Origin of the sequence: Tabrizicola oligotrophica (assembly GCF_011008935.1) — a bacterium.
Lineage (GTDB): Bacteria > Pseudomonadota > Alphaproteobacteria > Rhodobacterales > Rhodobacteraceae > Tabrizicola_A > Tabrizicola_A oligotrophica.
Map to the genome: position 1 here is coordinate 452,234 of NZ_JAAIVJ010000001.1, position 13,810 is coordinate 466,043.

15 protein-coding genes are annotated in these 13,810 nt (G+C 66.7%); 8 read left to right on the forward strand and 7 right to left on the reverse strand.

Translation table 11 applies throughout. The features are described 5' to 3' along the window. Window positions 1-79 precede the first annotated feature (79 nt). The 3 genes from G4Z14_RS02215 to G4Z14_RS02225 all read left to right on the forward strand — a co-directional run bounded on the left by G4Z14_RS02215 (window position 80) and on the right by G4Z14_RS02225 (window position 1,974). The gene (locus tag G4Z14_RS02215) at window positions 80-712 is read left to right on the forward strand and encodes a TetR/AcrR family transcriptional regulator (protein ID WP_164623107.1); all 633 of its coding nucleotides are present in this window, start codon (window positions 80-82) and stop codon (window positions 710-712) included. Between the two features lie 65 nt (window positions 713-777). Beyond that, on the forward strand, window positions 778-1,242 hold the full coding sequence (locus tag G4Z14_RS02220; protein ID WP_164623108.1) for a heme-degrading domain-containing protein: 465 nt from the start codon (window positions 778-780) through the stop codon (window positions 1,240-1,242). Between the two features lie 126 nt (window positions 1,243-1,368). Then, window positions 1,369-1,974 carry a TetR family transcriptional regulator C-terminal domain-containing protein gene (locus G4Z14_RS02225; RefSeq protein WP_164623109.1) on the forward strand — a complete coding sequence of 202 codons (606 nt, stop codon included), beginning with the start codon at window positions 1,369-1,371 and terminating at the stop codon, window positions 1,972-1,974. A gap of 308 nt (window positions 1,975-2,282) precedes the next feature. On the opposite strand, the gene G4Z14_RS02235 is transcribed toward G4Z14_RS02225, so the two are convergent. Genes G4Z14_RS02235 through G4Z14_RS02250 form a run of 4 tightly spaced genes read right to left on the reverse strand, consistent with a single transcriptional unit; the run spans window position 2,283 to window position 7,404 of the window. Further along, entirely contained in the window at window positions 2,283-2,834 is a 552-nt protein-coding gene (locus tag G4Z14_RS02235; RefSeq protein ID WP_164623110.1) for a sarcosine oxidase subunit gamma, read from the reverse strand. Continuing rightward, window positions 2,827-5,802 (reverse strand): sarcosine oxidase subunit alpha family protein, encoded by a 2,976-nt coding sequence (locus tag G4Z14_RS02240; protein ID WP_164623111.1) that lies wholly within the window; start codon window positions 5,800-5,802, stop codon window positions 2,827-2,829. Before G4Z14_RS02240 ends, G4Z14_RS02235 begins: the two co-directional genes overlap by 8 nt. Next, the gene (locus G4Z14_RS02245; RefSeq protein ID WP_164623112.1) at window positions 5,799-6,122 is read right to left on the reverse strand and encodes a sarcosine oxidase subunit delta; all 324 of its coding nucleotides are present in this window, start codon (window positions 6,120-6,122) and stop codon (window positions 5,799-5,801) included. Before G4Z14_RS02245 ends, G4Z14_RS02240 begins: the two co-directional genes overlap by 4 nt. Window positions 6,123-6,156: 34 nt before the next feature. After that, complete coding sequence (locus G4Z14_RS02250; protein ID WP_164623113.1) at window positions 6,157-7,404, reverse strand: sarcosine oxidase subunit beta family protein; 1,248 nt, start codon at window positions 7,402-7,404, stop codon at window positions 6,157-6,159. 181 nt (window positions 7,405-7,585) lie between these two features. Between G4Z14_RS02250 and ccmI the strand changes: the two genes are divergently transcribed. Genes ccmI through G4Z14_RS02265 form a run of 3 tightly spaced genes read left to right on the forward strand, consistent with a single transcriptional unit; the run spans window position 7,586 to window position 9,515 of the window. Next, window positions 7,586-8,818 carry a c-type cytochrome biogenesis protein CcmI gene (gene ccmI / locus G4Z14_RS02255; protein ID WP_227751472.1) on the forward strand — a complete coding sequence of 411 codons (1,233 nt, stop codon included), beginning with the start codon at window positions 7,586-7,588 and terminating at the stop codon, window positions 8,816-8,818. Next, window positions 8,815-9,288, forward strand: coding sequence for a Holliday junction resolvase RuvX (gene ruvX, locus G4Z14_RS02260; RefSeq protein ID WP_164623115.1), 474 nt, complete (start codon window positions 8,815-8,817; stop codon window positions 9,286-9,288). The genes ccmI and ruvX overlap by 4 nt, the downstream gene beginning before the upstream one ends. Further along, the gene (locus G4Z14_RS02265; RefSeq protein WP_164623116.1) at window positions 9,285-9,515 is read left to right on the forward strand and encodes a DUF1289 domain-containing protein; all 231 of its coding nucleotides are present in this window, start codon (window positions 9,285-9,287) and stop codon (window positions 9,513-9,515) included. Before ruvX ends, G4Z14_RS02265 begins: the two co-directional genes overlap by 4 nt. A gap of 38 nt (window positions 9,516-9,553) precedes the next feature. On the opposite strand, the gene G4Z14_RS02270 is transcribed toward G4Z14_RS02265, so the two are convergent. The 3 genes from G4Z14_RS02270 to dusA are packed head-to-tail and all read right to left on the reverse strand — an operon-like array spanning window position 9,554 to window position 12,180. Next, window positions 9,554-10,303 (reverse strand): phytanoyl-CoA dioxygenase family protein, encoded by a 750-nt coding sequence (locus G4Z14_RS02270; protein ID WP_164623117.1) that lies wholly within the window; start codon window positions 10,301-10,303, stop codon window positions 9,554-9,556. Further along, window positions 10,300-11,121: a sulfite exporter TauE/SafE family protein gene (locus G4Z14_RS02275; RefSeq protein ID WP_164623118.1), complete on the reverse strand. Its 822-nt coding sequence runs from the start codon at window positions 11,119-11,121 to the stop codon at window positions 10,300-10,302. Before G4Z14_RS02275 ends, G4Z14_RS02270 begins: the two co-directional genes overlap by 4 nt. Before the next feature lie 54 nt (window positions 11,122-11,175). Then, complete coding sequence (gene dusA, locus G4Z14_RS02280) at window positions 11,176-12,180, reverse strand: tRNA dihydrouridine(20/20a) synthase DusA (protein ID WP_164623504.1); 1,005 nt, start codon at window positions 12,178-12,180, stop codon at window positions 11,176-11,178. Window positions 12,181-12,325: 145 nt separating this feature from the next. Here dusA and surE point away from each other — a divergent pair, with 145 nt between their 5' ends. After that, the gene (gene surE / locus G4Z14_RS02285) at window positions 12,326-13,111 is read left to right on the forward strand and encodes a 5'/3'-nucleotidase SurE (RefSeq protein WP_164623119.1); all 786 of its coding nucleotides are present in this window, start codon (window positions 12,326-12,328) and stop codon (window positions 13,109-13,111) included. Beyond that, window positions 13,108-13,773, forward strand: a complete 666-nt coding sequence (locus G4Z14_RS02290; RefSeq protein ID WP_164623120.1) for a protein-L-isoaspartate(D-aspartate) O-methyltransferase — start codon at window positions 13,108-13,110, stop codon at window positions 13,771-13,773. The genes surE and G4Z14_RS02290 overlap by 4 nt, the downstream gene beginning before the upstream one ends. The last annotated feature ends 37 nt before the right edge of the window (window positions 13,774-13,810 follow it).

Consider the following 13,810-nt stretch of genomic DNA (forward strand, 5'->3'; position numbering starts at 1 on the left):
GCAGCGAATCTTTTCCTGACCGTATGGTCAGGTTGAAGCGCACCACACCCTGACCAGACGGTCAACGAAAATCTGAACCATGTCCGAACAAGCCCGCCCCCTTCGCCGCGTGGAAATCCGTCAGCAGAATGAAACGCTCATTCTTCAGGCGGCCGAGAAGGTCTTTGCCGAGGCGGGTTTCGGCGGTGCGACGATGCAGCTCATCGCCGATGTGGCGGGTCTGCCCAAGGCCAACCTGCATTACTACTTCCCGACCAAGGAAGACCTGTACCGCCGCGTCGTGCAGAACATCTTCGAGATCTGGCTGCATGCCGCCGACAGCATGGACAACGCGCCGGGGCCGGTGGAGGGCATCGGCGCCTATATCGAGGCCAAGATGGAGATCTCCCGCCGCCACCCCGACGGCTCGAAGGTCTGGGCGTCGGAAGTGATGCATGGCGCGCCGGTCATTCAGGACTATCTGGAAACCACGCTGCGCGACTGGACGACGGGGCGGGCCGCGCTGATCCAGCGCTGGATCGACGAGGGCAAGATGGCCCCCGTCAACCCCGAACACCTGCTCTATATGCTCTGGGCCACCACCCAGCACTATGCCGACTTCGGCCACCAGATCGAAACCCTGAACGCCGGCCAGCCGCTGACCGAGGCGCAATGGCGGGCGGCGAAGGACTCGGTCAAATCCATGATCCTGCGGGGAATCGGGGCGCTTTAGCTACCGCTTGCGGGCTTTTCCGCCCCGCCGGGCCGCGCTAGGCTGGCGGCAACAAGGAGGGCGCCATGACCCCGGATTTTCCCGATTCCGCAGCCCTCGCCGCCGAGGCGGCAGAACTGCAGCTGCCGCGCTTTGCCGAACCCGAGGCCTTGGCGCTGGGGCGCATCCTGATGGATCTGGCCGACGGGCTGGGGGTGGTCATCGACATCCGCACCCCTGACCGCACGCTGTTTCACGCCGCCCTGCCCGGTGCTGCGCCCGCGAACGACCGCTGGGCAGCGCGGAAGTCGGCCACGGCCTTCTTCTTTCAGGACTCCTCGCTCGCCGTCGGGGTGCGCAACCGCGCCAAGGGCGAGACGCTGGAAAAGCACGGGCTGGACCCGGCGCAATATGCCGACCATGGCGGCGCGGTGCCGATCCGGGTCACCGGCGTGGGTGTGGTGGCGGTGGCCACCGTCTCGGGCCTGCCACAGCTCGACGATCACCGGCTGGTGGTCAGGGCCTTGCAGGCGCTGATCGCGGGAATCTAGGCCCCGCCCCGGATTTCCCCGGAAATTCACCGGCCCGGCCCGCCGGACACGCAGCCGCCTGTTTACAACCTGCCACTTTCCGCAGCATTCTTGCCCCCCACAGGCGCGACAGAACGGCCCCGGACGATGAAGAAACCCCGCACCCGCATTCAGGAAAAGAACTCCGCCACCATTCTGGAGGCGGCGCTGGACGTGTTTTCGGCGCAGGGCTTTCGCGGCGCGACGCTGGACCAGATCGCCGAGGTCGCGGGGCTGTCTAAGCCCAACCTGCTCTATTACTTCCCGTCGAAAGATGCGGTGCATGCCGCGCTTCTCAGCCGGCTGCTGACCACCTGGCTTGACCCGCTGCGCGCCATGAACCCCGCGGGTGAACCGGTGGCCGAGATCCTGGCCTATGTCCGCCGCAAGCTGGAACTGTCGCGCGACTACCCGCGCGAAAGCCGGCTTTTCGCCAATGAGATCCTGCAGGGCGCGCCGCGGATGAAGGCGGTGATCGAAACCGACCTGAAGGCGCTGGTCGACGAAAAGGCCGCGGTGCTGACGGCCTGGATGGATCAGGGCCGCATCGCGCGGCTGTCGCCGCATCACCTGATCTTCTCGATCTGGTCGCTGACCCAGCATTACGCCGATTTCGACGTGCAGGTCCGCGCGGTTCTGGGCGAAGGCCACGATCCCTTTGCCGAAGCGGGCGAGTTTCTGGAAACCCTGTTCGCGCGGCTTTTGGCGCCGTAACCCGCGCCACGCCCGATGGATGATCCCTCCCCTCCCCCTCCGTGGGGAGGGGCTGGGGGTGGGGGGCCGCTTGCGCCCGGCTGGCCCAGCCTTCCGGAACCGGTCGCTTACCCGACACCAAGCCGATTTCGACATGCAGGTCTGTGCCGTGCTGGGGCCGGGCCATGACCCCTTTGCCGAGGCCGGTGAGTTTCTGGAAACCCTGTTCGCGCGGCTTTTGGCGCCCTGAGCTGCGCGCCCCCAAGCGAAAAAGGCTGGCCCGAAGGCCAGCCCCTGTTTTTCTATGCTTCCTATGCTTCGTGGCTCTATCAGGCCAGCTCGCTGCCCTTTTCGGCGGAATGGGTCAGAAGCCCCATCACATAGCCCGCAACCGAGCGGAAGCAGACCACGGTGAACCCGTCGCCGTCCTTCCAGAAGGCCGCCGCCACCTGTGCGGCGCGGGTGCGGCGCAACTCGCCCTCGGCCAGCGTTTCAAAGTCCACCGGGCAGAGCTTGGCCAGCACCTGATCCGCCTTCTCGCCCTCGACGCGGAACACCGCGCGGGCGTCCGACACCGCGGCGGCCAGATGGTGCGCCGCGCCCATCTCGCGGGCGATGGCCTCCATCGCGGCCCCGGTCTCGGCATAGGGCAGGATCAGGAGGTATTCGTCGGGGCTCATCCAGCCGCAAGCCTTGTCGCCCGCCACCTCGATGCGGCGCTGCGCCGGAAGCTTGGTGCCGACGGCCGTCTTGACCGCCTTGGCCAGTTCCTTGACATCGGGCTTGGCGCGCAGCGAGATCATGCCCAAAGGCCCGATTTCCCGGATCTTGCAGAAGCCGTCGAACGTGGCATTGCCCAGAGGCGAAACCGGATTACGCATTGCCCTTCTCCCCGTCCTTGTCATAGAACACCGGGTCCACCACCTTGGCCTTCACGGTGCTGCCGGCCACGGTGTTGAACTCCACCACATCGCCCAGACGGTCCATGCCGCCCTTGATGAGACCCATCGCGATGCCCTTCTTCAGGGTCGGCGAATAATAGGTCGAGGTGACGCGGCCTTGCGTGTTGCGCTGGCCGTTGGCGTTGTGGCCGTCGGCAATGATGTAGCTGCCATCGGGGATCACGCCGCCGGTCAGGGTCTCGAACCCGGCCAGTTTCCAGCGGTCAGGCGAGGCCAGATGGGTGCGTTCCTGCCCCCGCTTGCCAAGGTAATCCGCCTTTTTCTTGGAAATCGCCCAGCCAAGGTTGAGATCCTGCGGAATGACCGTGCCGTCGGTTTCATCACCGATCATGATGAAGCCCTTTTCGGCCCGCATGATGTGCATGGCCTCAGTGCCATAGGGCATGACGCCGAACTCTTGGCCGGCCTCGATCAGCGCTTCCCATAGGGCAAGGCCGTGGCTCGCCGGAGTGGCGATTTCATAGGACAGCTCCCCCGAGAACGAGATGCGATGCACCCGCACCGGAAGGCCGCCCAGCGTGCCATCGGCAAAGGTCATGAAGGGCAGCGTTTCCTTGGAAACATCCATCCCGCCGAGCTTTTCCAAGACCTTGCGGGCGTTGGGGCCAGCGACGGCGATCTGGGCATATTCCTCGGTCACGTTGGCCGTGTAGACCTTCCAGTCCCACCATTCGCATTGCAGCCAGTCTTCCATCCAGCCGTGGATGCGGTCGGCGCCGCCGGTGGTGGTGTGGCACAGCCATGAGTCTTCCGACAGGCGGATGACCACGCCGTCATCGCTGAGGAATCCCTGCTCGTTGCACATCAGACCATAGCGGCACTTGCCGATGCCAAGATTCGACATGACATTGGTGTAGAGCATGTCGAGGAAGCGGCCGGCATCCGGCCCTTTGACGATGATCTTGCCAAGGGTCGAGGCGTCCAGCATGCCGACATTGGCCCGCGCGTTCAGGATCTCGCGGTTGACGGCCTGCTCATGGTTCTCGCCGGCACGCGGGTAGCAATAGGCCCGGCGCCACAGGCCAACCGGCTCCAGATAGGCGTTATGGGCTTCGTGCCAGCCATGCATCGGCGATTTGCGCAGGGGCTGGAAGATCTCGCCCCGGCTTTCGCCGGCCAGTGCGCCAAAGGGCACCGGGGTATAGGGCGGGCGGAAGGTGGTGGTGCCGACATTCGGGATCTGGTCGTTCAAGGCCCCGGCCAGAACCGCCAGGCCGTTGATGTTCGACAGCTTGCCCTGATCGGTGGCCATGCCAAGCGTGGTATAGCGCTTGGTATGCTCGACGGAGGTATATCCCTCGCGCGCGGCCAGCTGAACGTCGGACACCTTCACGTCGTTCTGGTAGTCGAGCCACATCTTCATCTTCAGCGCCGGACCGGCGCCCTGCGGCATGATCCAGACCGCCAGCATCGCAGCCTCGGGCACCTCGACGGCCGTCACGGCGCTGCCGCCAAGCTGCGCCGCCACATCGGCCAGCGCCGCTGCGGCCGACAGATTGCCGTTGGCGGCCCCGACAATGGCCACCATCGCAGCACCGTCCTGATTGGTCGGCGGGCGCTTGGGGTCGGGGCGGAAATGGGCCTGCGCCTCGTCCCAGACCAGCTTGCCGGCGCAATGGCTCCACAGATGGACCACCGGCGACCAGCCGCCCGACATCGCCACCGCATCGCAGGCGATGTCTTCCAGAACCGCACCTTCGCCGGCTTGCAGGCCGATCGAAACCCCGGTCACGCGCTTGCCGCCCTTGACCTTGACCACCGCGCGGCCCGCTTCAACCCGGATTCCCATGGCCTTGGCCTTGGCCGGCAGATCGCCGGTCAGGCTGGTGCGGGCGTCGATGATCGCCGGCACTTCAAGCCCGGCCTCTTTCAAGGCGATGGCGGTGCGATAGGCGTCGTCGTTGTTGGTCACAACCACAGTGCGGTCGCCGGGCGAGACGGCAAAGTTCACCACATAGTCGCGCACGGCGGATGCCAGCATCACGCCGGGAATGTCGTTGCCGGCAAAGGACAAGGGCCGCTCGATCGCGCCCTGCGCCGAGATGATCTTGCCCGCCCGGATGCGCCACAGACGATGGCGCGGACGCCCGTCGCCGGGGGTATGGTCGGCGACCTTTTCGTCGGCCAGCACATAGCCGTGGTCATAGACGCCGGACGCCATGGTCCGCAGGCGCAGTGTGACATTCGGCAGCTTTTCAAGGGCTTGGACGGTGTCTTTCACCCATTGATCGGCAGGCTTGCCGTCGATCACATCGCCATCCACCGGCGCGCGACCGCCCCAATGGGCGGTCTGCTCGACCAAGATCACACGGCTCCCCGCCTGCCCTGCGACCAGCGCCGCCTGCAAGCCGGCAATGCCGCCGCCGACGATGAACAGATCGCAGAAGGCATAGGCGTATTCGTAGCGGTCCACCTCGGGGCCCTGCGGCACCTTGCCCAGACCCGCCGACTGACGCACGATCGGTTCGAACACATGTTTCCACGCGAAGCGCGGAAACATGAAGGTCTTGTAGTAGAACCCGGCCGGCAGGAAGCGCGCGGCATAGTTGTTGACGACGCCGACGTCGAATTCCAGCGAAGGCCAGTGGTTCTGCGAGGTGGCGGTCAGACCGTCAAAGAGCTCGGTCGTGGTGACGCGCTGGTTCGGTTCGAACCGGCCGCCCTCGCCCATGTTGACCAGCGCGTTCGGCTCTTCGGCGCCGCTGGCGACGATGCCGCGCGGGCGGTGATACTTGAACGAACGGCCCACCAGCATCTGGTCATTGGCCAGAAGGCTGGAGGCCAGCGTGTCGCCGGCAAAGCCCGACAGGCGCTTGCCGTTGAAGGTGAAGGACGCGGAGCGCGTGCGGTCGATCAGGCGACCACCTTTTTGCAGACGGGTGCTCACTTGTAGCCCTCCCAGTTGGGCCGCTTGGCCTTGATCTTGGCCTGCAGATCGGCAGGCGGTTCGCCCGACTGCGCCGGATAGGTGCCGAACACCTCCAGCGTGGCGGTGCAGCGCGCGGCCAAGAACCACTTGCCGCAGCCATAGGCATGCCGCCAGCGTTCGAAATGCACGCCCTTGGGGTTTTTCCGCGCGAACATGTAGGCTTCGAATTCCTCGGGCGAGGAACCGGGGCCAAAGCGCTTCAGATGCGCCTCATAGCCGGGGCTGAGTTCGGTTTCTTCGGCCTTCACGCCGCAATAGGGGCATTCGAGGATCAGCATTTGATCTCTCCCATGAAATCAGTTGTTCCAGCCATCAGTGCGCCACCCCGGCAGCCACCGACTCGTCGATGAACTTGCCTTCCTTGAACCGCCACATCGAGAACTCCTCGGTCAGCGGACCCGGTTCGCCCTTGGCCATCAGCTCGGCCATCGCCCAGCCCGAGCCGGGGATCGCCTTGAAGCCGCCGGTGCCCCAGCCGCAATTGAAGAAGCAATTGCCCAAGGGCGTCTTCGACAGGATGGGCGAGCGGTCGCCGGTCATGTCGACGATGCCGCCCCATTGCCGCAGCATCTTCAGGCGCGAGATCATCGGGAAGGTTTCGATCAGCGCCCGCAGGGTTTCCTCGACATGGTGGAACGAGCCGCGCTGGGTGAAGTTGTTGAACCCGTCAGTGCCGCCGCCGATCACCATCTCGCCCTTGTCGGACTGGCTCATGTAGCCGTGCACGGTGTTGGCCATCACCACCACATCCATGCAGGGCTTGATCGGCTCGGAAACCAGCGCCTGCAGCGCAACCGCTTCGATCGGCAGGCGGAAGCCCGCCATTTCGGCAAGCTGGCCGGAATGGCCGGCAACGACAACGCCCAGCTTCTTGCAGCCGATGAAGCCCTTGGTGGTCTCCACGCCCTTGACCACGCCGCCTTCCTGGCGGACGGCGGTGACTTCGGTCTGCTGGATGATGTCCATCCCCATCGCCGAACAGGCCCGCGCATAGCCCCAGGCCACGGCGTCATGCCGCCCGGTGCCGCCGCGCGGCTGGTAAAGCGCGCCGAGAACCGGATAGCGCGGGCCGTCGATGTTGATGATCGGCACCAGCTCCTTGACGCGGGCCGGCGAGATGTATTCCGTCGTCACGCCCTGCAGCATGTTCGCGTGCACCGTGCGCAGATAGCCGCGCACCTCGTGATGGGTCTGCGCCAGCATCAGAAGCCCGCGGGGGCTGAACATGACGTTATAGTTCAGGTCCTGGCTCAGGCCCTCGTAAAGCTGCAGCGCCTTGTCATAGATCGCCGCCGAAGGGTCCTGCAGGTAGTTCGACCGGATGATGGTCGTATTGCGCCCGGTGTTGCCACCGCCAAGCCAGCCCTTCTCGATGATCGCCACGTTCTTGATGCCGTGGTTCTTGCCGAGGTAATAGGCGGTCGCCAGACCATGCCCGCCGGCCCCGACGATCACGACGTCGTATTCCTTTTTCGGCGCCGGAGAGGCCCAGGCCTTTTCCCAACCGAGGTGATAGTTCATCGCCTGTTTGGCGATGGCAAAGACCGAATAGCGTTTCATTGGGAGGCCCCTTTGCGTCTTATCCGCTTGTCCTTCGAAATGCCGGTTTAACCCTTCCCCTGAACGGCACAATCGGGAAAATTGCGACATTGCTGGTCGGAATGTCCCATGCGGCGGCTTGGCCCCTTTTGCGACCGGGGGGAAAGGGCTACATGAGGCCGAGAATTTCGCGGGGAAGATGATGGATCAGTGGCTCTTCTGGGCAGTTGCGGCGGCCTTGGCTGCGGTGGTCGCGGCGATACTCGTGCAGGCGCTGCGGCGCGGGGCCGAGACTGCGGTCGAGCATCCCGACCTCAAGGTCTACCGCGACCAGCTGGCCGAGGTGGACCGCGATCTGGCCCGCGGCACGCTGGCCGCGGACGAGGCGCAGCGGCTGCGGGTCGAGGTATCGCGGCGGCTGCTGGAGGCGGATCGCGCCGTGCAGAAGGCCGGCGGCCCCGGCGCGCGTACTGATCGGCGGGGTCTGGTCCTGGCCGTCGGGTTTGTCTTGATCGTGCTGGCGGGTGCGCTTTGGCTTTACAACCGCATCGGCGCGCCGGGCTATCCCGACCTGCCTCTGGCGCTGCGGCTGGACATGGCCGAGGACGCCTACAAGACCCGCCCCTCGCAGGCCGAGGCGGTGGCGGCGGTGCCCGCAGCCCCGGCGGCCCCGGCGGGCGCCGAATTTGCGGCGCTGATGGACAAGCTGCGCGCGGCGGTGGCGGCGCGGCCCGAAGATGTCACGGGGCTGGAACTTCTGGCCCGCAACGAAAGCGCGCTTGGCAATTTTGACGCCGCCCTTGCCGCACAAACCAGGCTGCTCGACGTGCAGGGTGACGCCGCCACGGCCGACCAGCAGCTGATGATGGCGGAAATCCTGATTGCGCAGGCCGGCGGCTATGTCTCGCCCGAGGCCGAGGGCTGGATCATCCGCACGCTGGAACAGGACCCGCAGCATCCGATGGCACGCTACCTGTCCGGCCTGATGTTCGCCCAGGTCGGCCGGCCCGACCGCAGCTTTGCGCTCTGGCAGCCGCTTCTCGCCGAGGGTCCGGCAGAGGCGCCCTGGGCTCAGGCCATCCGCACCGACATTCAGGCCGTGGCCGAACAGGCCGGAATCCGGTTCTCCCTGCCCGACGCCAAGGGGCCGGATTTGCAGGGGCCGAGCGCCGCCGACATGGCCGCTGCAAGCGACATGAGCGCGGCGGATCGCCAGGCGATGATCGAGGGCATGGTGGGCCAGCTTGAAGCGCGGCTGATGTCCGACGGCGGCCCGGTGGAGGATTGGGTCAAGCTGATGGGCGTGCTTGGCGTTCTGGCCCAGCCCGACCGCGGCCGCGCCGCGCTGGCGGCGGCGGAACAGGCGCTCGCGGCCGATCCGGCGGCGCTGGCCGAAGTGCGCACCGCCGCCGCCGCCGCGGGGTTCGCGCCGTGATCCTGACCGACGTTGCCGAATTTGCCGCCCTGCTGCCGCCCTATCGGGCCATTCTCGGCCTTGACCTTGGCGACAAGACCATCGGCGTCGCGGTCTCGGACCTGACGCGCACCGTCGGCACGCCGATCGAGGTGATCAGGCGCGAGAAATTCACGCTGGACGCGCAGCGGTTGCTGGCGATCGTCGCAGCAAAAGAGGCGGCCGGGCTGATCCTTGGCCTGCCGCTGAACATGGACGGCTCCGAAGGTCCGCGGGTGCAATCGACCCGCGCCTTTGCCCGCAATCTGGAAAAGCTCACCGCGCTGCCGATCACCTTCTGGGACGAACGCCTGTCCACCGTCGCCGCCGAACGCGCACTGCTGGAGGCGGATACGTCACGCAAACGTCGCAAAGAGGTGATCGACCAGGTGGCGGCAGGATATATTCTGCAAGGTGCGCTGGACCGGATGCGCATGATGGGGGCCCCATGAACGACGAGATCTGGAAACGCGCCGAGATCGAAAGCCCCTGCATCAAGATCTGCGTGGTGCATCCCGAGGCGCAGCTTTGCGTCGGCTGCAAGCGGACCGTCGACGAGATCAGCAGCTGGTCGCGCAAAAGCACCGAGGAGCGGCGGGCCATCATGGCGCAGCTGCCCGGTCGCGCGGGCCAGCTGGCCAAGCGCCGCGGCGGCAGGCTGGGCCGGATTTCAGGATAAGGCCGGAATTTGGCACAAATTCCGCGCCGATTTCTGCGTCAGAAATCGCCCGGCTGCGCCGGGACCATCCAATCGGCGACCGAGGCCATCAGCGGCCGGAAATAGGCCACGATCCGCCCCTCGGGCGGGGCGGTTGCCGCAGCACTCCAGGGTGCGACGCCGTGGATCAGGTGGCGGTGCATCACCACCGCCTCCCCCGGGCGCCCGGGCAATTCGACGCGCCGGCAGCTGCGGAACACGTCGGCCCGGGCGGCCTGATAGGCTTCGGTGATGTCCACCTCGCCCCAGCTCTCGGGCGCATGGCCGGCAAAGGCCCGGGCCAGTGCGGCCTGCATCAGCCGATGGCTGCCCTCCCAGACCACCAGCGGCGCGGCCGGTGACGTGGTCAGCGGCAGGCCCAGAATCCAGGCATGCGGCTCCCTGACCATCCGCCGCTTGCCGGGTCCAACCGCCAGAAGCCCGTCGAGATGGGCGGAATCGCGGCGCAGGCGAAAGCCGTAGGCGGCCTCGGTCTCGTCCGGCGAGGGCTGCGGATAGCCGGGGTGAACGGTGGAGAGCTGCGCCCTGTGCAGGGGCTGCGGCGTCAGGCCCAGAACCTGCCACGGCAGGGCAACGCCCGCCACCGACCCATCTGCGGCGTTGGGCAGCAGGTCCAGCCCCACGGCCCAGGTGCCGCCACAGCGCAGCGGCTCGGCGCTTTCGGCCAGCGCCGCCACGGCAAGCGGATGGGCGGCTTGGCTCCAGCGCAGGATCGCCGGGTCCGGTCCGATCTTGCGCCAGCCCGTCATCCGAAAGCCACCTTGCGCAGCATGTTCAGCGCCACCAGCGTCAGGAACACCGCGAAGGCGCGTTTCAGCGGCCTGGGGTCCATCCTGTGCGCCAGCGCCACGCCCCAGGGTGTCGTCACCAGCGTCGATCCGATCACGATGGCAAAGGCCGGCAGGTTGACGGCGCCGATACTCAGCGGCGGCGCATCGCGGAGCGGCATCATCAGGAAGCCCAGCACCGCAGGCACTGCGATCAGGATGCCAAAGCCCGAGGCAGTGCCGACGGCGCGGTGGATCGGCAGGGAATAAAGCGACATCAGCGGCACGCCGAAGGTGCCGCCGCCAATCCCCATCAGCGCCGAAAAGAACCCGACGACCGAGGACAGGATCCCTGCCCCCGCAAGCCCCGGCATGGCCGCGCCAAGCCGCCAGTGCTCGCGGCCGAAGGCCATGTAAAGCCCGGCCACCCCCGCCAGCCCGCCAAAGACCGCCTGCAGCACCAGCGACTTGACCTGAGCGGCAACCAGAACCCCCAGTGCCGCCCCGATCACCAGCCCCGGGCCCCAGCGCTTCAGCACCTCCCAGTCCACCGCGCCGCGCCGGCTGTGGCCGTTGACCGACCGGATCGAGGTCACGACGATGGTGGCCAGCGACGTGCCGACGCAGACCTGCATCAGATGGTCGCCGCCAAGACCAAGGCTTTGAAAGGCATAGAAGAAGGCCGGCACCAGCACGATGCCGCCGCCGACCCCGAGAAGCCCGCCGACCACCCCGGCAAAGGCGCCGATCAGGACAAGGACCACGGCCATCGGCAAGAGGGTGACGAGATCTGCGGGCATGCGGCGTCCTTTGTCGGCAGTTTGGCGCGAGATTGCGCGCGCCTGCGGGCAGCGTCAAGCAACCCCGGCAACCGCCGCCGCGTCCGTCACCTCGGCCAGCGCCTGATCGAGCAGTGCCAGCCCCGCACAGGGACGGCTTGCGCCTTCGGACAGCACCCGTCGCCAGCCGCGCGCGCCGGGCCGACCAGTGAACAGGCCCAGCATGTGCCGGGTGATCTGGTGCAAACGCCCGCCGGCCGCCAGATGCGCCGCGACATAGGGTTTCATCGCCTCGACCACCGCGGCCGCCTCCGGCGCGTGATCCTCGCCCCAGAGCGCATCGGCCCCGATGAGCACCGAGGCCGGGTCATGATAGGCGGCGCGGCCGAGCATCACCCCGTCAAGCCCCCCGTCCAGCAGGCCCTGCGCCTGCGAAAGCGTCGTGACGCCGCCATTCAGGCAGATCGTCAGATGCGGGAAGGCCGCCTTCATCCGCAGCACCAGATCGTGATTCAGCGGCGGAATCTCGCGGTTTTCCTTGGGGGACAGGCCCTGAAGCCAGGCCTTGCGGGCGTGGATGATGAAATGGCGCACGCCGGCCGCCGAGACCTGTTCCAGAAACTCCGGCAGTACGGTTTCGGGGTCCTGCTCGTCCACCCCGATCCGGCATTTTACCGTGACCGGCACATCGGCCTGATCCTGCATCGCCTTGACGCAATCGGCCACCAGCGCCGGGCGCTCCATCAGCACTGCGCCGAAACAGCCCGACTGCACCCGGTCCGAGGGGCAGCCGCAATTCAGGTTCACCTCGTCATAGCCCCAGGGCCGGGCGATCCGCACTGCTTGCGCCAGTTCGCCCGGGTCCGAGCCGCCGAGTTGCAGCGCAATCGGGTGTTCGGCGTCGGAATAATCCAGCAGCCGCGGCTTCGGGCCGTGGACAATGGCAGGCGCCGTGACCATCTCGGTATACAGCATCGCCCGGCGCGTCATCAGCCGGTGGAACACGCGGCAATGACGATCAGTCCAGTCCATCATCGGGGCGACGGAGAGGCGATGGGCGGTGGCGGGGTCAGCGGTCATGGCGGCCTCATAGCCTGAAAGCCGCGGGCCGTCCACCAGATGCGTCCGCTGCGCCACAGCCGGCAAGGCCCACACTTTCCCTTGCGGGCAAGGCTTGCCCCACCCCAAAGGCTGGTCTATCCAAGGGAGAACGAAAGGCCCCGACATGCGCATCCTGATTACCAATGACGACGGCATCAACGCTCCGGGGCTGGCGGTGCTGCATGCGATTGCGGCGGAAATCGCCGGGCCGCAGGGCGAAGTCTGGACTGTGGCCCCGGCCTTTGAACAATCGGGTGTCGGCCATTGCATCAGCTACACCCACCCCACCATGATCGCCGAGCTTGGCCCGCGCCGCTTTGCCGCCGAAGGCAGCCCGGCCGACTGCGTGCTGGCGGGGATCTATCATGTGATGAAGGACGCCCCGCCCGATCTGGTGCTGTCGGGGGTCAACCGCGGCAACAATGCCGGCGAGAACGTGCTTTACTCCGGCACCATCGGCGGCGCGATGGAAGCGGCGCTGCATGGCATCAAGGCGATTGCCCTGTCGCAGTTCTACGGCCCGCAGAACGTGCATCTCGACGACCCTTTCGATGCCGCCACCCGGCTTGGCGCCGGTCTGGTGCGGGGGCTTCTTGACAAGGGCCTGTGGGACGAGGCCGATTACCGGCTGTTCTACAACGTCAACTTCCCGCCGCTGCCGGCAAGTGCGGTCAAGGGCACAAGGGTCGCGGCGCAGGGCTTCCGCCGTTATGCCGGCTTCCGCATCGAGCCGCATACCTCGCCCACCGGGCGGCAGTTCATGTGGATCAAGGGCGGCGAGCAGGGCCGGCCCACCCTGCCCGGCACCGATGTCACCGCCAATGTCGAGGGCTACATCTCGGTCACGCCCTTGCGCTGCGACCTGACGGCCCATGACCGGCTGGCCGAGCTGGAAGCGGCCCTGGCATGAGCGGAAACGGCCAGCCCGACGACGAGACGGCGGCCGAGCGGAAGATGCGGTTCTTGTTTGCCCTGCGATCAAAAGGCGTCACCGATGCCCGCGTGCTGACCGCCATGGAGCGGATCGACCGCGGGTATTTCGTGCGCGGCCTGTTTGCCGAGCGTGCCTATGAGGACATGCCCTTGCCCATCGCCTGCGGCCAGACCATCAGCCAGCCCTCCGTGGTGGGGCTGATGACGCAGGCGCTGAACGTGCAGCCGCGCGACACGGTGCTGGAGGTCGGGACCGGCTCGGGCTATCAGGCGGCGATCCTGTCGCAGCTGGCGCGGCGGGTCTATACCGTCGACCGCCACAAGCGGCTGGTGCGCGAGGCGGCGGAGCTGTTCCGCGAGCTCGGTCTGGTGAATGTCGTCGCCATGACGGCGGATGGCAGTTTCGGCCTGCCCGATGTCGCCCCGTTTGATCGCATTCTCGTGACCGCCGCAGCAGAAGACCCGCCCGGGCCCCTGTTGTCGCAACTGAAGATCGGCGGTATCATGGTGCTGCCCGTCGGCCAGTCGGACGCGGTGCAGAGCCTCATCAAGGTGACGCGGCACGAAACCGGCTTTGACTATGAGGAGTTGCGCGCAGTGCGCTTCGTGCCTCTGGTTGAAGGTCTGGGCAATGAATGACGGCAAAGCCGGGGCCAACCCGGCGCGACAGGAATGA